This is a genomic window from Sinorhizobium sp. KGO-5 (genome assembly GCF_036245905.1).
GTDB lineage: Bacteria > Pseudomonadota > Alphaproteobacteria > Rhizobiales > Rhizobiaceae > Sinorhizobium > Sinorhizobium meliloti_A.
In genome coordinates, this window is record NZ_BDIZ01000010.1 from 1 (window position 1) to 23,033 (window position 23,033).

The window sequence follows — 23,033 nt, forward strand, 5'->3', positions numbered from 1 at the left end:
GCTCGACACGGACGGGCGATACGGCGTCTTCTTCGCTGCCCTCCGCATCGCAGCCATCGACTTGACAACCAAGCAATCCGTCAGTGATCTATCCGAACAGGTGTCAGCTATCTCCCCGGGCTAAACACTCGTCACAGGGATGAGGACGGAGGAGAGATTGCATGTTTTTGTCCATTGATCGGCTACGATCAACAGCAGTGGCGCACCGTCGGTACTCAAGGAATTCAAGCGCATCGCCATGCGTGCCGACAAAACCGACCAGAGCTTCAACGCCATTATCCATCTCGCAGCAGCCGTCATAAACTCAAAATGAATCTCAACAGGCCTTAGGCTAAGACCTTGCCGGCATTGAGAATACCGTTCGGATCAAAGGCATTCTTGATGCGCCGCATGAGTTCGAGTTCGGCCGAACTGCGGGAGCGATCGAGAAAGTCGCGCTTCAGGAGGCCGATCCCGTGCTCGGCGGAAACCGAGCCGCTATAGGTGCCGACCAGTCCGTAGACGACGGCGTCGACCGCGTGGGCCGTTTCCTCGGTTGCGCCTGGAACGGAAAAGGCGATGTGAAGGTTGCTGTCGCCGACATGGCCGAAGAACGACACGTGCGCTTCGGGGAACTTGGCCCGGAGCGCCGTGCCGCAATCCTCGGCGAAGCTGCCGATTGCGCCGATCGGCAGGCTGACATCGAAGTTGAGAAGCAGGGGCAGCCGATCCAGCGCGTGACCCTCGCGAATACGCCAGAAGGCTTGAGCCTCTTTTTGCGATTGCGCGATCAGCGCGTCGCCGATTACGCCGTCCTCCAGGGCTCGCCCGAGAAAGATTTCGAACCGTTCGCGTTCCGCTTCATGGCCCTGCAGGTCCTCTTCGACGATGACGGCGAAAGCGGGAGAGGCTTCGAAAAGCCTGAGCCCTTCAGCCTCGCAGTTGAAACGGAAATAGCTCTCCCACATCGCCTCATAGGCGGAGAGGCCGGCGAGTTCCTTCTGTGCCCGCTTGAGCAGAGCGACGACATTCTCATAGCTGTCGAGCGCGCAGAGCGCCGTCAGCCGCCCGGCCGGTAGCGGGCGCAGGCGCAATACCGCCCGCGTGATGATGCCGAGCGTGCCTTCCGAACCGATGAAGAGCTGCCGCAGGTCGTAGCCCGTGTTGTTCTTGATCATCTTGTTCATCGACGAAATCACGGTTCCGTCCGCAAGAACGGCCTCGAGCCCCAGCACATTGTCGCGCGCGACACCGTTGCGGATCACCCGGATGCCGCCGGCATTCGTGGCCAGATTGCCGCCGATCTGGCAAGAGCCGCGCGCCCCCAGATCGATCGGCAACAGGAAGCCGGCATTCTCGGCCGCGCGCTGAGCGACTTCGAGGGGTGTTCCGGCGAGCACCGTCATCGTACCTGCCGCAGCATCGATCTCCTCGATGCCCGAAAGTCTCTCCAGCGATATGGCAACGTCGCCAGCGCACGGATTGGCGCCGCCGGCGAGCCCGGTCAAGCCACCCTGCGGCACCACGGTCTGGCGATGCGCGTTGCAGATCCTCAGCGCGTCGGCGACCTCGGCAACGCTTGCCGGGCGAACGACCGCCAGGGGGAGGATCCGGCCCGTGAGGCTCGCATCGCCGCGGTGACGTTCGGCGATCCGGTCGCCGGTGAGCACGGCATCGCCGAGTGCGCTCGTGAGATCATCGATAACAGACATTGGACGGTTTCTAGCGCAGGATTCATTCGATCGGAACGATTAATTCGGCAGATCAACGCCCGGCGTCCAGACCGGGCGAATCCGCGCTTCCAAAGCCCGGGTTCACCGCCTCACGTGCCGGTGGCCGCGAGCACCGGCGCCTCCGCCTCTATCGGCGGTGCTTCCTTTTGTCCGCCCTTGCGGAATAGCTTCCATCGCGTCGGCCGGAAGGCGATGCGCGTGTGGTCGGTGGAGGCGGCGCGTTCCGGCGGCAGCTCGATCTCGACCGGAGGGTGCGTACGTCCGAGGTCGAGTTCCAGATGCCGGGTGCCCGCCACGCGCCGGCTGGCCGTGACGAGGCCGGCGAGGCAACCGCCGCAGCCGTCGATGAGTTCCACGTCGTGCGGGCGGAAATAGAGGGTTGCGGCGCCGTCCGGTTCGTTCCCGGCACGAAGGCCGATCGGGCGGTCCTCATGCCAGATTTCGCCATTGGCGAGGGTGACGTTGAGGCAGTTGGACTGACCGATGAAGCCGTAGACGAAGGGCGAGACCGGATGGTCATAGATCTCGTCGGGCGTGCCGACCTGCTCGATCGCGCCCTTGCTCATCACGACGACGCGGTCGGCAAGCTCGAGTGCTTCCTCCTGGTCGTGAGTGACGAAGATCGTGGTGTGGCCGGTGCGATCGTGGATTTCGCGCAGCCACCGCCTCAGCTCCTTGCGCACCTGCGCATCGAGCGCGCCGAAGGGCTCGTCGAGGAGCAGAACGTTGGGTTCGACGGCCATGGCGCGGGCGAGTGCGACGCGTTGGCGCTGCCCGCCCGAAAGCTGGGCCGGGTAGCGTTTCTCCAGTCCGGAGAGTTGCACGAGTTCCAGCAGGTCGAGCGCCCTGCGGCGGATGTCGGCAGCCGTCGGCCGTCGTTTGGCGGGCCGCACCTTCAGACCGAAAGCGACGTTGTCGAGCACCGTCATGTGGCGGAAAAGCGCATAATGCTGGAAAACGAAGCCGATGTTGCGCTCCTGCACGGTCTTCTTCGACGCATCCTCGTCGCCGAAGAAAATCGTGCCTTCGGTCGGGCTTTCGAGCCCGGCGACCAGCCTGAGCAGCGTGGTCTTGCCGGAGCCGGAGGGGCCGAGGAGCGCGATCAGTTCACCCGAGCGGATGTCGAGGGAAACGTCCTCGAGCGCGGGAAAACGGCCAAATTCCTTGCGAATATTCTGGACGCGGACTTCCATGGAGGTCTGGACCTTTCAGTGCCTGCGGCTGGCAGCGATCTCGTCGCTGTAGCGAAGTTCAAGAGCAGTCTTCAAAACGAGCGTTACCAGCGCCAGGAGCGCCAGGAGCGCCGCCACCGCGAAGGCGGCGACGAAATTATATTCATTGTAGAGGATTTCGACCTGCAACGGCATGGTGTTCGTTTGCCCGCGAATATGGCCGGACACGACCGAGACCGCACCGAATTCGCCCATGGCGCGGGCATTGCAGAGAAGCACGCCGTAGAGCAGGCCCCATTTTATATTGGGAAGCGTCACATGCCAGAAGGTCTGCCAGCCGGTGGCGCCGAGCGAAAGTGCCGCCTCCTCGTCGGCCGTTCCCTGTTCCTGCATCAGCGGGATCAATTCACGCGCGACGAAGGGGAAGGTCACGAAGACGGTGGCGAGCACGAGACCCGGAACGGCAAAGAGGATCTGGATGCCGTAGCTCTGCAGGATCGGCCCGAGCGCGCTGTGAGAGCTGAATAGCAGCACGAAAACGAGGCCGGAGATCACTGGTGAAACGGAGAAGGGCAGGTCGATCAGCGTCGTTAGAAACGCCTTGCCCTTGAACTCGAATTTCGCGATGGCCCAGGCGGCCGCCACCCCGAAGACGAGATTGAGCGGCACGGCGATCCCCGCGACGAGCAGTGTCAGACGGATCGCGGAAAAGGTCTCGGGGTCGCCAAGCGCCGTGAAGAACTCCATCGCTCCTTTGCGGAACGCCTCGATGAACACCGTGGCGAGCGGCAGAAGCAGGAAGAGCGCGACGAAACCAAGCGCAACGGCGGTCAGGACAACGCGTGAAAGCGGCGTTTCCGAGGTTGCAGCCGTCACAAGCGTATTAGAAGCGTAGCCGGCATCATGCGCCATAACCATATCTCCGTCTGCTCCACGCCTGGATCACATTGATGACCAGCAGCATCATGAAGGAAAGCAGGAGCATTACCGCGGCGATCGCGGTTGCTGCCGGATAGTTGAATTCCTCGAGGCGGATGACGATCAGAAGCGGCGCGATCTCCGAGACATAGGGAAGGTTGCCGGCGATGAAGATCACCGAACCATATTCGCCGACGCCGCGGGCAAAGGCGAGTGCGAAGCCGGTCAACCCGGCAGGCAGGAGACCGGGCAACAGGACCCGGCTGATCGTCTGGAAGCGGGTGGCGCCGAGGGTCGCAGCCGCCTCTTCGACTTCCTTGTCGATCTCTTCCATGATCGGCTGCACGGTACGCACGACGAAGGGCAACCCGACGAAGATCAGCGCCACGACGATCCCGGCCGGAGTGAAGGCTATCTTGATGCCGAGCGGAGCGAGCAGCGAGCCGATCCAGCCGTTCGGCGCATAAAGCGTCGTGAGCGCAATGCCGGCGACCGCGGTCGGCAGGGCGAAGGGCAGATCGACCATGGCGTCGATCACGCGCTTGCCGGGGAAGCGATAGCGCACGAGAACCCAGGCGAGGAGCACGCCGAAGACCAGGTTGACAACGGCGGCGATGAAGGCCGTGCCGAAGCTGATCGTCAATGCGTTGACCGTGCGCTCGTCAAGCGCCAGTTCCACGAATTTCGACCATCCGAGGCCGCTCGAGCGCCACAGCAGTCCGGAGAGAGGAATGAGAACGATGATGGTGAGCCATGCCAGCGTCACGCCGAGCGCCAATCCGAAACCCGGAATGACGCTCGGCTGCCGAAACCGCCACCGCGTGTTGCTGCGAGCGGCCATCGATATCATTGCCCCGGCCTGTAGATCTGATCGAAGACCCCGCCATCGCCAAAGAACTTCGGCTGAGCTTCCTTCCAGCCGCCGAAGTCGTCGATCGTGACGAGCTTCAATTCGGCGAAGCGCGCGGTGTCCTTGGGATCCGCCAGTTCAGGCTTGAACGGCCGGTAGTAGTGTTTGGCCGCGATCTTCTGCCCGACATCGCTGTAGAGATAGTCGAGATAGGCCTCGGCGACCTTGCGGGTACCCTTGCTGTCGACGTTGCCATCGACCAGCGCAACGGGGGGCTCCGCCTTGATCGAGATCGACGGCGTGACGATGTCGAAATTGTCGGGGCCCAGCTCTTCCAGTGACAGATAGGCTTCGTTTTCCCAGGCCAGCAACACATCGCCAAGGCCGCGCTGGACGAAGGTGGTCGTCGCGCCGCGCGCGCCGGTGTCGAGAACCGGCACATGCTTGAAGAGCTGCGCCACATATTCCTGTGCCTTCGCATCGTCCCCGTTATTGGCGGCACGTGCCCAGGCCCAGGCGGCCAGGAAGTTCCAGCGAGCGCCACCCGAAGTCTTCGGGTTGGGCGTAATTACCTGCACATCCTCCCTGACGAGATCGCCCCAATCCTCGATTCCTTTGGGGTTGCCCTTGCGGACGAGGAAGACGATGGTCGAGGTATAAGGCGCGCTGTTGTTATCGAAGCGGGACTTCCAATCGGCGGGAATTTTGCCGCTTTCCTTGGCGATCGCGTCGATATCCGCTTCGAGGGCCAGCGTCACGACGTCGGCCTCCAGCCCGTCGATGACCGAACGGGCCTGCTTGCCGGAACCGCCATGCGATGTCTGGATCGTCACGGTTTCGCCGGTGTCGGCCTGCCATTTTTCGGCAAAGGCCGCGTTGAACTCCTTGTAAAGTTCCCGAGTCGGGTCGTAGGACACGTTCAGGATCGTCGTGTCCGCAGCCGCGAGGCCAATCGAGCCAAGCTGCAGGCTTCCGACGATAAGCGCTAATTTGACTATTCCGGCAAGACTATTCGAGCTCATTTCGACCTCCATCTTTTGCCAGATAAAGCTATCGATTTGGTAGACTACTTCAACGCAAACTTATGACGCCTGGAGGCGGTTTCTTGAAAAGTCCTGTCAATATGCGAGCTGCTGAAAGAATGCCGTGCCCGTTATCGGTCTTGGCTCTCTGCCGCCGATAAAATAGCACGACATTTTAGAAATGCACTAAAATTGTGGACTAATGGTTTTCGGCTCCCCAACGGGCTCTTAAGGCTCGCCGAGCGCGGTCGTGACCGGGAGCCCGCTCAAAGGACGCGGCCGCGGGCGACGACCGTCCATGTTCCTTTTGGCATGCCGCTCTCGATGACGTGGACCGCGTCGACCATGTTGGTCACGACGCAGGCATGGTTCGGAACGATGCGGACCTGTTCGCCGACCTTTAGCCCGATCGGACCGTCCGAGACAAGGCGGCCATGCTCCTCGGAGAGCTGATCGATACGTATGTCGTCGCGGCCGAGCACGTGGCCGTAGCCGGTGAGACCCAGCAGGTCGGAGGTCAGGACCTTGCTGCCGGCATCGATGATCGCCCGGTTTTCGCTGGGAACCGAGACCACGGTCGCGAGAACGGTGAGGGCGCAGTCGTCCCATGACGCCACGCCACGGGCAACCAGCGACCGGTCGTTATAGATATACGTACCCGGCCTGTGCTCGCTCGCTATCGGCGCCTCGGCTGCCTGCATCATACCGGGCGTGCCCCCTGATGTAATGCACGGAACTTCGAGCCCCTCTGCCTCGATCAGCCGCTTCGCATCGCTCATGAAGGTCTGGACGCGTGCGGCGCCATCGGCCGGCGGATAGGTCATCAATCCGCCGAAGCGCAGCCCCGGTGCCTCGGCTATGCGCCGGGCAAGGCGCGCCGCCTCGGACGGAGTCCCGACGCCGCAGCGATCTGCCCCGGTGTTGCATTCGACAAGTACGGTCAAGGGCTTGCCGGCATCGGCGAAGAAAGCTGCGAGCCCGTCGACGACGGTCGCATTGTCCGCGACGACGCTGACCGTCGCCTTTTCGTTCAGTCGCGCGAGCCGCGCGAGCTTCTCGGTCCCGAGGAGGTTGTAGGTGATCAGCACATCCTCGATCCGGACGCTGCCGTCGACCATCGCCTCCGCCTCCGTCACCTTCTGGCAGGTGATGCCGATCGCCCCTGCATCGAGCTGCAGCTCGGCCATCTGCGGAAGCTTGTGGGTCTTTATGTGCGGGCGCACGCGGATGCCGTTCCGGTCGGCATAGGCTTGAAACGCAAGGACATTGCGCCGGGCGATATCGAGATCGACCAGCACGGCGGGGGTTTCGATCGGCAGTGTCATGCGGGCGTTTCCTCGATGCGAAGTGGATCGGCGGCGAATGTAGCCGATCCTGCTTGACAAGTAATGGCCCAAGGCATTTGATGGGTAAATCCGTTATTCAGGACGCATGTCCATTATACCGGAATATACGAGTGGGAGCGAAAGGGGAGGTCTTTCAATGATCAGCAAATTCACGGTCGCCGCGAGCTTCATCGCGGCCGTGCTGGCGGCCATGCCGGCGCAAGCACAACAGGCATCGAGCAAGCTCGATGAGATTCTGAGCCGCGGCCATCTGATACTCGGCACCGGCAGCACCAACGCGCCGTGGCACTTCAAGAGCGCCGAAGATAAGCTCCAGGGTTTCGACGTCGACATGGGCCGCATCATCGCAAAGGCGCTCTTCGGGGACCCGGAGAAGATCGAGTTCGTCAACCAGTCGTCCGATGCTCGTATTCCGAACATCACCACCGGCAAGGTCGATATCACCTGCCAATTCATGACGGTTACCGGGGAACGCGCTCAGCAGATCGCCTTCACTATCCCTTACTACCGGGAAGGCGTCGGCCTGATGCTGAAGGCGGACGGCGAGTATGCCGATTATGAAGCGCTGAAAGCTGCCGGCTCTTCGGTGACGATTTCCGTATTGCAGAACGTCTATGCCGAGGACATGGTCCATGCGGCCTTGCCGGAGGCGACGGTCGACCAGTATGAATCCGTCGACCTGATCTATCAGGCGCTCGAATCCGGCCGCGCCGATGCCGCCGCGACCGACCAGTCCTCGCTCGCCTGGTACATGACCCAGAACTCGGGGCGCTATAAGGACGCCGGCTATGGCTGGAACCCGCAGACCTATGCCTGCGGCGTCCGGCGCGGTGATCAGGACTGGCTGAACTTCGTCAACACGGCGCTGCACGAAGCCATGACCGGTGTCGAATTCGATTTCTATGCGAAGTCGTTCAAGACCTGGTTCGGCAAGGACCTCACCCCGCCGCAGATCGGTTTCCCCATCGAGTACAAGTGAGCCCTGCCAATGGCGGCTCCGCCTCTTGGTGGAGCTGCCTTGTTCCACGAAACGGCTGCTTCCATGACATATTCCTTGAACTTCGCGGCCGTGTGGCGCTCGTTCGACCTGCTTCTCGAAGGTCTGGCGCTCAGCCTCGGCCTTGCATTTGTCGCGATCCTCGCGGGTTGCGTGATCGGGTTGATCACGGCCTTTGGGCTCGTTTCCAGAAGGGCATTGCTGCGCAAGCCTGCCGGGCTCTACGTCACCGTGATCCGCAACACGCCGATCCTCGTCCTCGTCCTCTTCAGCTATTTCGCGCTTCCTGAACTCGGAGTCCGTCTCGGCAAGATCGAGAGCTTCGTCGCGACGCTTGCAATCTACTCGGGGGCCTATCTTGCCGAAGTGTTTCGCGGCGGCCTCATCGCCATACCGCCGGGCCAGCGCGAGGCGGGGCTCGCGATCGGGCTTACGGAGATGCAGATACGCACGTCGATCATCATTCCGCTGATGCTGCGCAGCGTCCTGCCGTCGCTTAGCAGTACGATGATCTCGCTCTTCAAGGACACCTCGCTCGCCGCCGCGATCGCGGTTCCGGAACTCACTTTCGAGGCACGCAAGATCAACGTCGAGACCTTCCGCGTCATCGAGACCTGGATCGTTGCGAGTTGCCTCTATGTCGCGACCTGCTCGTTGCTGGCCGCGCTTATGCGCGCCGCCGAGCGGCGTCTTGCAGTGCCGAGGTGACCGTCATGGATTTCTCGTTTCTCGACCAGCTCTGGCTTGCCCGGATACCGCTCCTCAAAGGGCTCGGCGTCTCCGTCTCGATATCGCTTCTCTCGATCGTCGTCGGCACCGTGCTGGGTGTCTTCGTCGGTCTGGCGCTCGTCTACGGGTTTCGTCCCTTCAAATGGGTCGTGCGCGGTTACACCGATTTCATCCGCGGCACGCCGGTGCTCGTCCTGGTGCTCGCAAGCTACTACGTCCTGAGCACGATCGGCATCGATCTCGGACCGTTCCAGGCCGGTGTTCTGGCCCTTGCCGTCTTCTGCAGCTCGCATGTCGGCGAACTGGTGCGCGGCGCGCTGCAATCGATCCCCAAGGGGCAGACCGAAGCCGCCAAGGCGATCGGTTTGACCTTTGCGCAAACCTTCGCCTATGTGCTCGCCCCGCAGGCGTTGCGGCAGGCACTTCCTGCCTGGGTCAACACAGCGGCCGAGATGGTCAAGGCATCGACGCTGCTTTCGATCATCGGCGTGAGCGAGTTGCTGTTGCGGACGCAGGAAGTGATCTCCCGCACCTTCATGAGCCTCGAATTCTATTTCTTCGCAGGCTTTCTCTATTTCGTCATCAATTACGGCATCGAGCGCTTTGGCCGTTACGTCGAGCGCAAGACCGCCGTTCCATCGTGAGGCTCGCAATCCGATGACCAACCTTCTCGAAATCCGCGATCTTCACAAACGCTACGGCACGGTCGAGGTGCTGAAGGGCGTCGATTGCTCGATGCGCCAGGGGGAGGTGATCAGCATCATCGGCTCCAGCGGCTCGGGCAAGACGACGATGCTTCGCTGCATCAACATGCTGGAGGAGTTTCAGGGCGGCACGATCGCCATCGACGGCCAGGAGATCGGCTACGAGACGGCAGGAGGCGCCCGCCGGCGCAAGTCCGAGCGGGAGATCGCCCGTCAGCGCGCACTGACCGGCATGGCCTTCCAGCAGTTCAACCTGTTTCCGCATATGACCGCCGCGGCCAATGTCATGCTCGGGCTTGTCAAAGTGAAAAAGATGGGCCGCGACGAGGCGAGGGTGCTTGCCGAGAAATGGCTCGACCGGGTCGGCCTGCTCTCGCGCAAGGATCATTATCCGGGGCAGCTTTCCGGCGGCCAGCAGCAACGCGTGGCGATCGCCCGTGCCATCGCCATGAATCCGAAGCTCATGCTCTTCGACGAGGTCACTTCGGCGCTCGATCCGGAGCTCGTCAACGAGGTGCTGCAGGTCATCAAGGGTCTCGCCGAGGATGGGATGAGCATGCTGATCGTCACTCACGAGATGCGCTTTGCCTACGAGGTCTCGTCCCGGGTGATCTTCATGAACCAGGGGCGCATCGGCGAGGAGGGGGATCCGCGCGAGATGTTCCTGAAACCAAGGACCGAACGCCTGGCGGAGTTTTTGAAGACCTCGACGTTCAACTGAGCAAGCAATGAATTTGATGAAGAAGTGGAGTGAAGCGTGACGATCAAGCGTTATGGAACGGGCGAAACCGGTGCGGGCAAGCAGCCCCTGCCATTTGCACGCGCCGTGGAGGCGAACGGGTGGCTCTATGTTTCCGGTCAGGTCGCCATGGAGGCGGGCGAGATCGTCGGCGGCGGGATCGTCGCGGAAAGCCGCAAGGCGATCGAAAACATGATCGCAATCCTGCACGAAGCCGGCTATGGGCTCGAAGATGTGGTGCGTGTCGGCGTCTGGCTCGACGACCCCCGTGACTTCTGGACCTTCAACGGCGTCTATGCGGAGTATTTCGGCGCCAACCCGCCGGCCCGCGCCTGCGTTCAGTCGCGCATGATGGTCGACTGCAAGGTCGAAGTTGACTGCGTCGCCTACAAGGCTAATCGAGGTCAATTCTGAAGGACCGGAATAGAAGCGGCAAGGAGGGCGCGGTGGTGGAGGCGGAAGACACGATAAATCGCAGGGCGAGGGGTCTCGACCGGGCTTTCGAAATCCTCGATTTCCTGCGTCTGCGGCGTCAGCCCTTGCGCCCCAACGAGATCGCGCAAGGGATCGGCGCGCCGCGTTCGTCGGTCTATGAGCTCGTCAACCTGCTCGTCCGCCAAGGGATCATCGAATATCGCGGCGATGACGGCCGCGTCTTTCTCGGGCGCAAGCTCTATTTCCTCGGCGCGGCCTATGCCGAACAGTTCGACCTGATGCGCGAAAGCGAGCATCTTCTGGCGCGGATCGCCGAGGAGACGCGCGAGACGGCGCAGATGTGCCAGCTCGAAGGCAACAAATATGCCGTCGTTCTGATGAACGAGGGGAGCCGCCCGTTCCGAATCTCCACCAATATCGGCGAACCGGTCGCCATTCCGTGGACCGCATCCGGCCGTCTCCTGGTGGATCACATGAGCGACGAGGAGATCCTGGCCTTCATACCGCAGGAGGATTTCGTCCTGCCGGATGGCACGCGCCTCGAGCCCTCCGAATTCATCGCTCAAGTCCGCAAAGCCAAGAAGGAAGGCTATTTCACCTTCAACAGCATCGTCGACAGCTTCACCCATTGCTTCGCCGTCCCGGTCTACGACGCGGAAGCGGTCTGCATCGCGACGCTCTGCCTCGTAGCACCGAAAGAGGACGGTCTGCGCAATCGCGAGGCCTATCTTCGCGTGCTGATCGACGGAGCTGGCGAGCTCTCCGAGAAGCTTGGCTATCGCAGTGACCGGGAGGCTTCTGCACGAGCGGCTGCCGGACGGTGACAGCCGTCTCCGCATTGGTGGTAGGTCGCTCTCCTCTCTATTCCATTCTGAGCGAGCGGCCGCTTTCCGGATCGAACAGATGCAGGGCCGTCTCGTCGAAGGTGAAGGCATGAGCCGATCCCATTCCGACTGCCGTGCGCGGCGGCAGGCAGGCGGTGATGCGCTGTCTGCCGACTGTGGCCGTGGTCACGAGTTCCGGCCCTGTGAGTTCCACAACCTCGACATGCGCGGTCAATCGCCGAGCCTCTGACCCGGCTGCGAGCCGCAATGCCTCCGGTCGAATGCCGACCTTCACGCGCCGTCCGGCCGAGGCGGCCCCGTTAAAGGCTGCCGGCAGGGGAAGCACCTCCTCGCAACCGTCGAGCTTCAGGCCTCTTGCGGTCACCTGGGCGTCTAGAATGTTCATCGGCGGCGAGCCGACGAAGCCGGCGACATAGAGTGTCGCGGGGCGGTCGTAGACCTCTTCCGGCGTGGCGAGCTGCTCGATGCGACCGTCGCGCATCACGGCGATGCGGGTTGCGAGCGTCATCGCCTCGATCTGGTCGTGGGTCACATAGACGACCGTCGTCTTCAGCATCTGGTGCAGGCGTTTGAGTTCGGTGCGCATCTCCATCCGGAGCTTGGCGTCGAGGTTCGACAGCGGCTCGTCGAAGAGGAAGACCTCGGGGTTGCGCACCAGGGCCCGGCCGATCGCGACGCGCTGGCGCTGGCCGCCGGAAAGCTGGCCGGGCTTCCGGTCGAGCAGGTTCTCGATCTGCAGCAGCCTTGCGGTGTCGCGCACCGCCTTGTCGCGCTCGGCCGGCGGCACGCGGCGCATTTCGAGGCCGAAGCCGATGTTTCGGGCGACGCTCAGGTTCGGATAGAGAGCATAGGACTGAAACACCATCGCAATGTCGCGATCCTTAGGATGGACTCCGAGGACCGAACGCTCGCCGATCAGGATGTCGCCGCCGCTCGGTTCGGCAAGCCCGGCAATGATGTTGAGCAGCGTGGACTTGCCGCAGCCGGAGGAACCGAGCAGCACGAGGAACTCGCCGCTTTCGAGCGCGATGTCGATGCCCTTCAGCGTTTCCACTTCGCCGTAGCGCTTGTGGATGTTGCGGATTTCGAGAGCGCTCATCGCCTGGATTCCTCGAGAAAGGCAGAAAGGGGCTTGCCGTAGCGGCGCGGAAGGGTGGAGATCGCTTCCGAGGCGATCGCAACCCCGGTCTTGAGGCAGGCTTCGAGCGGCATGTCGGCGGCGAGTGCCGCCAGGAAGCCCGCATTGAAGACGTCGCCGGCGCCGATCGTATCGACGACCTGAACCTGCGGCGCCGGCACGGAAAAAATTCCGCCGTCCCGATCGATGGCGAGCGCTCCATTGGGGCCGCGCTTGACGACGACGATGGCGTCCGCAGGCATTTCGCCCTTCAGGCTCAGCGCGGCTTCGGCCGGGTCGGACAGACCCGTAAGCGTGGTCGTCTCCACCTCGTTGAAGAGGGCGCAATGACAGCGTTTCAGCCAGCCGAGCGCCTTGAGCCGGTTGGTCTCCGTCCAGCCCTCGAGCGGCCACCCGGTGTCGAGACCCACTGCGATGTCGTGGGCGTCCGCCCAGTCGAAAAGCGCGTCGTAGGCAAGGGTGAGCGCGTCCGTCAGGAAGGAACCGGAAAGCAGCGCATAGCCGCCTCGAAGTCGGTTGCCGTCTAGCATCGAGTGCACTTGCGGGAAGCTGAACAGCGGCAGATGGCCGCGCGTCGTGAAGAAGGTGCGTTCGCCATCGGGGTGGGTGATGCCCACCGAAAGCGTCGTGCCGACCGCTTCCACCGGCCAGTCGTGCGAGCGCTTCCCGAACGCCTCCTTCAGCCAGGTGCCGAACTGATCGTTGCCGACATTGGCCGCAATCACATAATCCACGCCGAGCGAATCCCAGGCAAGAGCGTTGTTGCCGGCGCAGCCGCCGACGCGCAGTTCGTCATGATCGACGATGACCTCGGTGCCGGGCTTCGGCCAGGGTTCGGCCGGGCCGAGTATCAGATCGACGTTGACGTTGCCGATGGCTGCAAGCGGACGCATCGTCATTCGCTCCGGGTGACCTTGGTGGATCGCACCGGCGTCCCGGCGTTTTCGACGCGGGCGTCGGCAAAGGCGATCATCAGGGATTGTGCGACCGGAAGCATGGCGAGGATCGCGGCCATGCCGGCCGCCGGCTTGAAGGGGATTGTCGTGGCACCCGCGGCCGGAGGCTCGCCCGATGCGTCGAAGACGATAACCGGCGAGCCGGCTTCGGCTGCCGAGGTTGCCATGGCTCCGACGAGCTTGGCGGTCGGATCGGCGGCGCGGAAGAGGACGACGCCGACAGGAGGCCCCAGCATTTCCATCGGCCCGTGGCGCAACTGCCCGCCTTCGAGCGAAAAACAGGGCAGACGTGAGAGTTCCGTAAGCCCAAGGGCGATCGCTTCGGCGAGCCCCTGCAGTTTGCGGCCGGAGGTGACGATCGCGCCGACATCGGCGAGCGTTGCGAGCGCGCCGTCGATTGCCGGCGCCTCGGGATCCTTGAGGGCGTGAAGTGCGTCGGCCGGATCGGCGCCGAGGGCGGCGAGAACCGCCAGGTGCAGCGCAAAGGTCACCGTCAGGCTGCGCGTTGCCGCAAAGGCCCGCTCCGTCCCGCCTGATCCGACGAGCGAAGGCACGGCCTTGGCTAGGAATGCGTCTTCTTCGAGCGTCAGCCCGAATGTCTCGCTTGCGCCGCCGCCCGTTTCGCGGAACCAGCGCAGCACTTCCGCGCTTTCGCCCGATTGCGAAGTGACGAGAACGGTCTTGCCTTCGATCGATAGCGGTTCGCCGAGTTGTTCGGAAAGCGGGACGGCGACCGCCTCGATGCCAAGGGCGCGATAGAGCGGTTCGACGGCGCGGCCGACGGCATGCGAGCCGCCCATGCCGAGAAGCAGAAGCCGGCCCGTCGCTTTCAGCGATGCGGCGATCCGCTGCGCTGTGGCCGTCGCTCCCTCGTAGGAAGCGATCGCGTCGGCATGCTGGCGCGCCATCTCCCGGTCGATTGCAATGAGCCCTGCCGGGCGGTCCTTCGATATGCTCATGGTCATCCCTTGACGCCGCCGCTGGTGAGCCCGGAAATCAGGGCTCTTTGCATGATAAGGCCGATCAACACCGGGGGCAGGGCGGCAAGGACCCCGGCGGTTGCAATCAGCCCGTAATCCGAAACACGGCCGCCGGCGAGGTCGGCGATGGCGACCGTGAGGGTCTTGGCGCGCTGGTCGGAGGTGAAGAGCAGCGCGTAGAAGAATTCGTCCCAGGCGAGCAGGAAGGCAAAGAGCGCCGAGGTCGCCATGACAGGGGCGGCAAGCGGCAGCGTCAGGAGCCTCAGGATCTGGTCCAGCCGCGCGCCGTCGATCATCGCCGCGCTCTCGATCTCCCGCGGTATGGAATCGAAGCCCGATTTCAGGAGCCAGGTCGTGAAAGGGGCGAGAATGGTGAGGTAGACGAGCGCTAGGCCGAAGACGGAATTGAGCAGGCCGAAATAGGCAAGACCCATATAGAGTGGCACGGCAAGGGCGACAGGCGGCAGCATATAGGTGGCGATTACGGCATAGAGCGACCAGGCGACGGCCGGCGTGCGCGACACGGCCCAGGCGGCCGGAATGGCAACGACCACAGCGGCGAGCGTCGCCATTCCGGCGACCTTGAGGCTGTTCAGGAGCGAGGCGATGAAGGCCGCACCGGCACTGTTCTCGACAGCCGACAAAAGCGTGCGGTACCGCGAGAGGTCGATGTCGCTCGGCCACCAGGCCAGCGGTTTGGCACTGAGGTCCGCGGCAGGCGAAATGCTCATGATCAACAGCCAGGCGACCGGCGCGAGGATGACGACGGCCAGAAGCAGGGCACTCGCATGGATGAAGACGGAAAAGAGGGGGCTTTGGCGTTCCATCACGAAGCTCCGGCGGCCTTTCGAAGGAGCGCCGCATAGGCGGCGGCAAGAATTGTCACGAGCAGGGTGACGATGAGTGCAAGCGACGCGCCGGAGCCAGCGCGTTGGAAGGAAAACGCTTCCTGATAGACGAGGATCGAGAGCGTGCGCGTGCTGTTTGCCGGTCCGCCGCGCGTCATCACCCAGATGATGTCGAAGACCTTGAAGGCCTCGATGGTTCGCAGCACCAGCGCCACCAGCAGCGGGCCGGCGAGATAGGGCATGATGACGAAGCGGAAACGGTTGAACGGACCGGCCCCATCGACGAGAGATGCAGCGGTGATGTCGCGCGGCACGGCCTGGAGCGCGGCGAGTGCGATCAGCGCCACCAGCGGAAAGTTCTTCCAGCAATCCGCGACGATCAGCGCGGCGAGCGCCGTTCCCGGCTCGCCGAGCCAGGAGCGATAGCTGTCGAGGAGGCCGAGCTGCGTCAGCGCGGCATTGAGCGCGCCATACTCCGGATTGTAAATGAGCCGCCAGAGGGTCGCGTTGACCACCGTCGGCAGTGCCCACGGCAGGATCATCAATGCACGAAGCGCCGTTCGCCCGCGGAATTGCTGGTTGAGAAGGAGCGCGGCAAGGACGCCGAGCACCATTTCTGCGGCAACCGAAATGACTGCGAACCAGGTCGTGGTGACGAGTGCCCGCTGAAAGTTCGATCCGGTCAGCATTTTGATGTAGTTCGCCGGTCCTATGAAACCGCCCTCGGTGCCGACGAGCTTCGCATCTGTGAAGGAGAGCCGAACGGTGTCGACGAGCGGCCAGCCGATGACGGCGGTCATCACCACGAGGAGCGGCAACATCAGAAGCCAAGCGCGGGTCGAAATCCAGGTGCCGGTCATGAATTGAAACCTCTTCTTCGGTAGCTACCGGCAATACGCAATCAGGACCCTCATTCCTGTGCCTGTCACAGGAAACCAGCCAGCCCAGGTTCCTGGGCTGAAAGCTCCTTCAGCGCCGCAGACGCGGCGCCGAAGGATCGCTGTGACAAGCACAGGAATGACGAGGAAACGCCGTCGCCGCACCGACCGCGCGCTGGGGCGCCGGCCCGGACGGCGAACGCGTCCGCGACCGATCGAGCCGTCATCAGAGACCGCTGTTCTCGGCGGCACTCTTCAGGGCATCTTCCGCAGAAGACTGGCCGAGCAGTGCTTCCTGGATCGCCTGCTGCAGGGCGGTCGAAAGCTCCTGATATTTTGGCGTCGTCGGGCGCGGATACATGGCGGCAAGTCCGCGCTTGGCGGCAGCGATCAGTTCCTCCTGGCCCTTCGTCACTTCGGGGTCCTCATAGGAAGAGGCCCAGATCGGAAGGCTCAGCTTGGCATAGTCGTTCTGCGTCTCCTGCGAGGTCATATGGACGATGTATTTCCAGGCTTCTTCGGGGTGCTTGCTGGTCGCGGTGATGCCGAGCCCCATGGAGCCGTTGACCGCCGAAACCTCGCTCTTGCCGGCAGCGCCCGGGGCCGGAACGACGCCCACCTTGCCGGCCACCTTGCTCTCTTTGGGATCGTTGGCGAGATTGTACATGTAGGTCCAGTTGAGCGCGAAGGCGGCTTCGCCGTTCTGGAAGACCTTCCGTACATCCTCCTCGAGGAATTCCTTCGAGTTCGGGTTGGTGAGCCCCGACGTGTAGCTCGTTACCATGTAGTTCAGCGCATCGAGCCCGCCGCCGGTGGTGAAGGCCGGCTTGCCGCCGTCGAGGAATTTGCCGCCATAGGCGCTGACCAGCGTCGTGTAGTCGCAGATCGCCGCTTCCGCCTGAGACCAGCTCCAGGCGATCGGGCTTTCGAGCAACCCCTTGTCCTTGATCGCCTTGGCTTGCTCGGCAAGTTCCTCCCAGGTCTTCGGCGGTTCCTTGATACCGGCTTTGTCAAGGATTTCCTTGTTGTAGAAGAGATACTTCGTGTCGAGGATCCACGGCATTCCGTAGCGTTTGCCGTCATATTCCACGGTCGTCCATGCTCCCGGCAGGACGCCTTTGTTCATCTCGTCCGTGACGCGGTCCGTAACGTCGAGGAGGACGTTGTTGGTCGCGTATTCGGCAGGCCAGATCACGTCGAAGAGGACGACGTCATAGCCGCCGCCGGAACCCTGGGCGAGCACCGTCTTGTCGTGCAGTCCCTCATAGGGAACGAATTCGAGATTGACCTTGATGTCCGGGTTGGCCTTGGCGAAAGCCTCCGTCATGGCGCGGACATCGGCCTCGCTATAAGCGGCCTGTGCCATGAACAGCGCGTTCAGCGTCGTCTCGGCCTGGGCATGGCCGGTGAAGCCAGCCCCGATGAGGGTCGCGCCGATCAAAGCGTTGCGGGTGGATTTCAACATTGTCGCCTCCAGTAGCTGACCGTTGCAGTCTTCGCTGCGCGCCTGCCGCGCGCCGAACAGGAATTCCGCCGCTTCTCCGCGGCCGCCATCGACAAATCAAACCGGAGCGTTCGCGGGCATTTCGGGCCGCTTTCGTTCCCCCGAGGTTCTTCGACCTCTTAATAAGTCAATTGTCTTGACTTATTTCTTGTTCAATAGTCCAGATGTGTCAAGAGGATTTGTTCATGAACGAGATCCGCCCGATCCGGGCGAAGAGCGGCACCAATCAGGAAGGCGCGAGCGCACACAACCGCCGCGTCATGATTGACGCTCTGCGGCTGAACGGGCACTTGTCGCGGGCCGACCTGGCGCGTGCGACCGCACTCACCAAGCAGGCCGTTTCCAACATCATCGAGGAGCTCGAGAACGACGGGCTCGTGGCGTCGCTTGCCGCGGTGCGCAAGGGGCGGGGGCAGCCATCGACGCCCTATCGGCTGGTGCCGGAGGGCGCTTTTGCCATCGGTCTTCAGATCGACCGCCACGTGACGCGCACGGTCGCCGTGGACCTGGTCGGCACAGTCCTCGCCCGCAACGAGGTAATCCTGCCAGCCGGCGGTCCTGAGACGGGTGTCGGGGCCATACTGACGTTGATCGACGAAACACGGCAGGAACTTTCGGCCATCGCACCGCAATCCAGGGACCGTCTCGTTGGTCTGGGTGTTGCTATGCCCGGCCCGTTCGGCGTCGACGCCGAGGCCGACGATCCCTGGATGATGGCTGCCTGGCAAAGCTTTCCCTTGCTTGAAAGGCTCTCGGCGGGGACCGGTCTCGACGTGCGCCTCCAGAACGACGCGGCGGCGGCCGCGACCGCGGAAAAGATGGTCGGCGCTGCCCATGGAGTGGACCACGCCCTCTGCGTCTATCTCGGTTACGGGCTTGGAGCGGGGCTGATCCTCAATGGCGAACTCTATCGCGGCTCGCATGGCAATGCCGGCGAGATCGGCATGATTCTGAGCAGGCCGCGTGGCGGCGCCGACGACGGGAGGGCACCGCTGGAGCATCGCATATCGATCGCCTCGCTGTGCAAGATTCTCGAGATCGATCCCGCCGATGGCGATCTCTACGGTCGCATCGACGCCATTGCTTGTTCGAAGGATCGTCGCGTAGCTGCCTGGATCGCAGACGCGGCGTTCGAATTGCGGGCGACGATCCAGTTGCTCGAAACGGTTTTCGATCCGCAGACGATCATTCTGTGCGGCGGCATGCCGTCCGGGCTCGCCCGCCTTCTCATGGACGCTCTCCACCCGCTGCTGCCATCGATCGCCGAGCGGAGGCAACGCAGCGCGCCGCGGCTGCAACTGGGTTTCACGGACCCGTGGGCGGTTGCGATCGGTGCCGCGGCCGAGCCGATCAGTCGGACCTTCGATCCGCGGTTCTCGGCGATCCTGAAGACGCGGGCCGTGGGGTTGCCCTGAGCGCTGCCGGGGCGCCGAATCGCTCGCGGAAATAAGGATTGTTATTCTTACTTGAAATATTGCCGATATAGCGCTTAAATGCGCACCAGTCGGCGGGATCACATTTAACTGCTGCACGATTATTTGATTGCGTCTGCAACATTTCGCAGGCGGCTACTTTTTTATTTGCATGCCATTTTTATTATTTAAAATCAGAGGGATTGCGATATGTCTCTTCCCCATCTTCGGCGGCTCGAAGCCGAAGCGATCCATGTCATTCGAGAAGTTGTTGCAACATTCTCAAACCCGGTCGCGCTTTACTCGATCGGCAAGGACTCCTCGGTATTGCTGCACCTGGCGATGAAGGCGTTCTACCCCGCCAAGCCGCCATTTCCATTCCTGCATGTAGATACCAAATGGAAGTTCCGGGAAATGATCGAGTTTCGCGACCGGATGGCGCGAGAGCTCGGCTTCGATCTCCTCGTTCACGTCAATCAGGACGGGATAGATCAGGGCATAGGCCCTTTTACCCACGGCTCCAACGTGCACACCCATGTCATGAAGACGATGGGGCTCCGGCAGGCGCTCGAGAAATACGGTTTCGACGCGGCGCTCGCGGGCGCGCGGCGCGACGAAGAGAAGTCGCGGGCCAAGGAACGCATCTTCTCGATCCGCAGCGCACAGCACGGCTGGGATCCCCAGCGCCAGCGGCCCGAGATGTGGAAGACCTACAATACGCGGGTCGGGCAAGGCGAGACGATGCGGGTTTTCCCGCTCTCCAACTGGACCGAATTCGATATCTGGCAGTACATCCTGCGCGAAGAAATTCCGATCGTGCCGCTTTATTTCGCGGCCAGGCGCCCGGTTGTCAAACGAGACGGCATGCTGATCATGGTCGACGACGACCGCATGCCCATCCAGCCCGAAGAGGAGGTTACCCGACAGCTGGTGCGTTTCCGCACGCTTGGCTGCTATCCGCTGACCGGGGCGGTCGAGTCCGACGCCGTCACTGTTCCCGAGATATTGCGGGAAATGCTGACGGTGCGCACGTCCGAACGGCAGAGCCGACTGATCGACACGGATGAAGTCGGGGCGATGGAGAAAAAGAAGCGGGAGGGCTACTTCTGATGTCGTATGTTCAATCCATACCGCCGCATGACATTGAAGCGCATCTGGCCGAGCACGACAACAAGTCGATCCTCAGATTCATCACTTGCGGTTCGGTCGACGACGGCAAATCGACCCTGATCGGGCGGCTGCTTTACGATGCGAAGCTGGTCTTCGAGGACCAGCTCGCGAACCTCGGGCGCGTCGGCTCTCCCGGCGCCGCCAACGGCAAGGAAATCGATCTCGCCTTGCTTCTCGACGGGCTTGAGGCCGAGCGCGAGCAGGGCATCACCATCGACGTGGCCTATCGCTATTTTGCCACGTCCAAACGCAAGTTCATCGTCGCCGATACGCCCGGCCACGAGGAATATACGCGCAACATGGTGACCGGAGCTTCGACGGCGGATCTCGCCATCATCCTCATCGACAGCCGGCAGGGCATTCTCCAGCAGACCCGGCGCCATTCCTATATCGCTTCGCTGCTCGGCATCCGCCATGTCGTGCTGGCCGTCAACAAGATCGATCTCGTCGATTTTCAACAGCAGGTGTACGAGGAAATCGTCGCGGACTACATGGCTTTCGCCAAAGAGCTCGGTTTTGCCAGCATACGGCCGATCCCGATCTCGGCGCGCGACGGCGACAACGTCATCTCGGCTTCGGCCAATACGCCCTGGTACAGAGGGGCGGCGCTGCTCGAATATCTGGAAACGGTAGAACTCGAGCCAACGGACCAGGCAAAGCCTTTCCGCTTCCCGGTTCAAATGGTCATGCGGCCGAACGCGGATTTTCGCGGCTATGCCGGGCAGATCTCCTGCGGGAGGATTTCCGTGGGCGATCCGGTCGTCGTCGCGAAGACGGGGCAGCGCACATCGGTCAAGGCGATCGTGACCTACGACGGGGAGCTTGCGACGGCAGGGGAAGGCGAAGCGGTGACGCTGGTTCTCTCTGACGAGGTGGATGCGTCCCGCGGCAATATGCTCGTCGCCCCCGGTGCCCGGCCCTTCGTGGCGGACCAGTTCCAGGCGCATGTGATCTGGTTCGATGCGAACCCGATGATGCCGGGACGAAGCTACATCCTGCGCACGGAGACCGACAGCGTCAGCGCGACGGTCACCACGCTCAAGCACCAGGTCAACATCAACAGCTTCATCCGTGAGGCGGCGAAGTCGCTGCAGATGAATGAAGTCGGTGTCTGCAACATCTCGACACAGGCTCCGATCGCCTTCGACGCTTACAAGGACAACCGGGCGACGGGCAATTTCATCATCGTCGACCGGGTGACGAATGCCACGGTCGGTGCTGGGTTGATCGATTTTCCGCTCCGGCGCGCAGACAACGTCCACTGGCATGCGCTCGAGGTGAACAAGAGCGCGCGCAGCGCCATGAAAAATCAGCTCCCTGCCGTTCTCTGGTTCACCGGGCTTTCCGGCTCCGGAAAATCGACCATCGCGAACGAGCTCGACAGGATCCTCCACGCCCAGGGCAAGCACACCTACCTGCTCGACGGCGACAATGTACGTCACGGCCTCAACCGAGACCTCGGCTTTACCGAGGAGGACCGGGTAGAGAACATCCGCCGCGTGGCGGAGGTGGCCAAGCTCATGGCCGATGCCGGTCTGATCGTTCTCGTCTCCTTCATCTCGCCGTTCCGCGACGAACGGCGCATGGCGCGGGAATTGATGGAGGAGGGCGAGTTCATCGAGATCTTCGTCGACACGCCGCTCGACGAGTGTGCGCGCCGCGATCCGAAGGGGCTCTACGAGAAGGCCCTCGCCGGCCAGATCGCGAACTTCACTGGCGTATCCTCGCCCTATGAGGCCCCGGAAAATCCGGAACTCCATATACGCACCGTCGGCCACGAACCGACCGACCTGGCGCTCGCGATCGAGGAATTCCTTGACCGCAGGATGGAGGAGAAATGACGCCCCTTTGCGAAATGCTGGAGCGCATGGCGCTCGATGCGGGTGCGGCAATTCTCGACGTCTACGACGCCGGTCCCCAAGTCTGCTACAAGGACGATCAATCGCCCGTCACCGAGGCCGACGAGCGGGCCGAAGCGATCATTCTCGAGAGACTTGCGGCGGCGTTTCCGCACATCCCCGTGGTTGCCGAGGAGTCTGTTTCCTCGGGCCGCGTCCCGGATATTAGCGGCGGCACGTTCTTTCTCGTCGATCCGCTCGACGGCACGAAGGAATTCATCAATCGCCGCAACGACTTCACCGTCAATATTGCCCTCATCGAGGGCAATGTGCCGGTTGCCGGCATCGTCTATGCACCCGCGCAGCGCTGTGCCTATGTCGCCGATGGCGGCAGGGCGGAAAAGCTTCTGCTCGATCCCGCATGGGCACTCGAGCACCGGCAGCCGATCCGCGTGCGGATGCGGGGTGCGGAACTGACGGCGGTCGCCAGCCGCTCGCACAACAGTTCCGAGACCGAGGCCTTCCTCACCGGCCATGGCGTGATGAATTACGCTTCCGTGGGATCGTCGCTGAAATTCTGCCTGCTGGCGGAAGGCAAGGCGGACGTCTATCCGCGGTTCGGCCGCACGATGGAGTGGGATACGGCCGCCGGCGACGCGGTGCTGAAAGCTGCCGGCGGATCGGTCGTTCGCTTGGACGGCTCGCGCCTCCTGTACGGCAAGACGGTGCAGGAGGAGGACAGCGCCTTCGCAAACCCGCACTTCATCGCCTGGGCGGATATGTCCTTGCTACACCTGTCCGGTGCCGAGGGTCTTTCGCCGGCTTACGCGCTGTTGTGAA

22 protein-coding genes and 1 pseudogene are annotated in these 23,033 nt (G+C 62.7%); 11 read left to right on the forward strand and 12 right to left on the reverse strand.

Annotated elements, in window-relative coordinates:
* Positions 1-124: pseudogene (locus tag BHD07_RS27090) on the forward strand (IS481-like element ISRm20 family transposase); the annotation flags it as partial.
* Between the two features lie 202 nt (positions 125-326).
* Here BHD07_RS27090 and BHD07_RS27095 read toward each other — a convergent pair.
* The 6 genes from BHD07_RS27095 to BHD07_RS27120 all read right to left on the reverse strand — a co-directional run bounded on the left by BHD07_RS27095 (position 327) and on the right by BHD07_RS27120 (position 6,999).
* On the reverse strand, positions 327-1,691 hold the full coding sequence (locus BHD07_RS27095) for an FAD-binding oxidoreductase (RefSeq protein WP_324763844.1): 1,365 nt from the start codon (positions 1,689-1,691) through the stop codon (positions 327-329).
* Positions 1,692-1,801: 110 nt separating this feature from the next.
* On the reverse strand, positions 1,802-2,905 hold the full coding sequence (locus tag BHD07_RS27100) for a sulfate/molybdate ABC transporter ATP-binding protein (protein WP_338283863.1): 1,104 nt from the start codon (positions 2,903-2,905) through the stop codon (positions 1,802-1,804).
* A 15-nt stretch (positions 2,906-2,920) separates the two neighbouring features.
* Complete coding sequence (gene cysW, locus BHD07_RS27105; protein ID WP_018097152.1) at positions 2,921-3,796, reverse strand: sulfate ABC transporter permease subunit CysW; 876 nt, start codon at positions 3,794-3,796, stop codon at positions 2,921-2,923.
* A complete protein-coding gene (cysT, locus tag BHD07_RS27110; RefSeq protein WP_180980771.1) occupies positions 3,786-4,652 on the reverse strand; it encodes a sulfate ABC transporter permease subunit CysT in 867 nt (288 codons plus the stop codon). The genes cysW and cysT overlap by 11 nt, the downstream gene beginning before the upstream one ends.
* Complete coding sequence (locus BHD07_RS27115; protein WP_324763842.1) at positions 4,649-5,674, reverse strand: sulfate ABC transporter substrate-binding protein; 1,026 nt, start codon at positions 5,672-5,674, stop codon at positions 4,649-4,651. The genes cysT and BHD07_RS27115 overlap by 4 nt, the downstream gene beginning before the upstream one ends.
* 266 nt (positions 5,675-5,940) lie before the next feature.
* A complete protein-coding gene (locus tag BHD07_RS27120; RefSeq protein WP_324763841.1) occupies positions 5,941-6,999 on the reverse strand; it encodes a D-TA family PLP-dependent enzyme in 1,059 nt (352 codons plus the stop codon).
* Positions 7,000-7,156: 157 nt separating this feature from the next.
* On the opposite strand from BHD07_RS27120, the gene BHD07_RS27125 reads away from it, so the two are divergent.
* From BHD07_RS27125 to BHD07_RS27150, 6 genes are all read left to right on the forward strand, one after another.
* Positions 7,157-7,999: a transporter substrate-binding domain-containing protein gene (locus BHD07_RS27125; RefSeq protein WP_102764196.1), complete on the forward strand. Its 843-nt coding sequence runs from the start codon at positions 7,157-7,159 to the stop codon at positions 7,997-7,999.
* 63 nt (positions 8,000-8,062) lie between these two features.
* On the forward strand, positions 8,063-8,725 hold the full coding sequence (locus tag BHD07_RS27130) for an amino acid ABC transporter permease (protein ID WP_026168824.1): 663 nt from the start codon (positions 8,063-8,065) through the stop codon (positions 8,723-8,725).
* A gap of 5 nt (positions 8,726-8,730) precedes the next feature.
* Positions 8,731-9,390 carry an amino acid ABC transporter permease gene (locus BHD07_RS27135; RefSeq protein ID WP_324763840.1) on the forward strand — a complete coding sequence of 220 codons (660 nt, stop codon included), beginning with the start codon at positions 8,731-8,733 and terminating at the stop codon, positions 9,388-9,390.
* 13 nt (positions 9,391-9,403) lie between these two features.
* Positions 9,404-10,171 (forward strand): amino acid ABC transporter ATP-binding protein, encoded by a 768-nt coding sequence (locus BHD07_RS27140; protein ID WP_338283864.1) that lies wholly within the window; start codon positions 9,404-9,406, stop codon positions 10,169-10,171.
* Positions 10,172-10,207: 36 nt separating this feature from the next.
* Complete coding sequence (locus BHD07_RS27145; RefSeq protein ID WP_100670589.1) at positions 10,208-10,603, forward strand: RidA family protein; 396 nt, start codon at positions 10,208-10,210, stop codon at positions 10,601-10,603.
* A gap of 32 nt (positions 10,604-10,635) precedes the next feature.
* The gene (locus BHD07_RS27150; RefSeq protein ID WP_198516650.1) at positions 10,636-11,448 is read left to right on the forward strand and encodes an IclR family transcriptional regulator; all 813 of its coding nucleotides are present in this window, start codon (positions 10,636-10,638) and stop codon (positions 11,446-11,448) included.
* Positions 11,449-11,485: 37 nt separating this feature from the next.
* On the opposite strand, the gene BHD07_RS27155 is transcribed toward BHD07_RS27150, so the two are convergent.
* The 6 genes from BHD07_RS27155 to BHD07_RS27180 all read right to left on the reverse strand — a co-directional run bounded on the left by BHD07_RS27155 (position 11,486) and on the right by BHD07_RS27180 (position 17,734).
* Positions 11,486-12,568, reverse strand: a complete 1,083-nt coding sequence (locus tag BHD07_RS27155; protein ID WP_338283865.1) for an ABC transporter ATP-binding protein — start codon at positions 12,566-12,568, stop codon at positions 11,486-11,488.
* Entirely contained in the window at positions 12,565-13,506 is a 942-nt protein-coding gene (locus BHD07_RS27160; protein ID WP_198516649.1) for a PfkB family carbohydrate kinase, read from the reverse strand. The genes BHD07_RS27155 and BHD07_RS27160 overlap by 4 nt, the downstream gene beginning before the upstream one ends.
* Positions 13,503-14,528, reverse strand: coding sequence for an SIS domain-containing protein (locus BHD07_RS27165; RefSeq protein ID WP_338283866.1), 1,026 nt, complete (start codon positions 14,526-14,528; stop codon positions 13,503-13,505). The genes BHD07_RS27160 and BHD07_RS27165 overlap by 4 nt, the downstream gene beginning before the upstream one ends.
* Positions 14,525-15,370, reverse strand: coding sequence for a carbohydrate ABC transporter permease (locus BHD07_RS27170; protein WP_338283867.1), 846 nt, complete (start codon positions 15,368-15,370; stop codon positions 14,525-14,527). The genes BHD07_RS27165 and BHD07_RS27170 overlap by 4 nt, the downstream gene beginning before the upstream one ends.
* Complete coding sequence (locus tag BHD07_RS27175; RefSeq protein WP_100670577.1) at positions 15,370-16,251, reverse strand: carbohydrate ABC transporter permease; 882 nt, start codon at positions 16,249-16,251, stop codon at positions 15,370-15,372. The genes BHD07_RS27170 and BHD07_RS27175 overlap by 1 nt, the downstream gene beginning before the upstream one ends.
* Before the next feature lie 244 nt (positions 16,252-16,495).
* Complete coding sequence (locus BHD07_RS27180; RefSeq protein ID WP_018097137.1) at positions 16,496-17,734, reverse strand: extracellular solute-binding protein; 1,239 nt, start codon at positions 17,732-17,734, stop codon at positions 16,496-16,498.
* 224 nt (positions 17,735-17,958) lie between these two features.
* Here BHD07_RS27180 and BHD07_RS27185 point away from each other — a divergent pair, with 224 nt between their 5' ends.
* The 4 genes from BHD07_RS27185 to cysQ all read left to right on the forward strand — a co-directional run bounded on the left by BHD07_RS27185 (position 17,959) and on the right by cysQ (position 23,032).
* Entirely contained in the window at positions 17,959-19,188 is a 1,230-nt protein-coding gene (locus BHD07_RS27185) for an ROK family transcriptional regulator (protein ID WP_324763833.1), read from the forward strand.
* A gap of 207 nt (positions 19,189-19,395) precedes the next feature.
* A complete protein-coding gene (gene cysD / locus BHD07_RS27190) occupies positions 19,396-20,295 on the forward strand; it encodes a sulfate adenylyltransferase subunit CysD (protein WP_100670571.1) in 900 nt (299 codons plus the stop codon).
* On the forward strand, positions 20,295-22,196 hold the full coding sequence (gene nodQ / locus BHD07_RS27195; protein WP_018097134.1) for a bifunctional sulfate adenylyltransferase/adenylyl-sulfate kinase NodQ: 1,902 nt from the start codon (positions 20,295-20,297) through the stop codon (positions 22,194-22,196). The genes cysD and nodQ overlap by 1 nt, the downstream gene beginning before the upstream one ends.
* Positions 22,193-23,032 carry a 3'(2'),5'-bisphosphate nucleotidase CysQ gene (cysQ, locus tag BHD07_RS27200; RefSeq protein ID WP_324763832.1) on the forward strand — a complete coding sequence of 280 codons (840 nt, stop codon included), beginning with the start codon at positions 22,193-22,195 and terminating at the stop codon, positions 23,030-23,032. The genes nodQ and cysQ overlap by 4 nt, the downstream gene beginning before the upstream one ends.
* The last annotated feature ends 1 nt before the right edge of the window (position 23,033 follow it).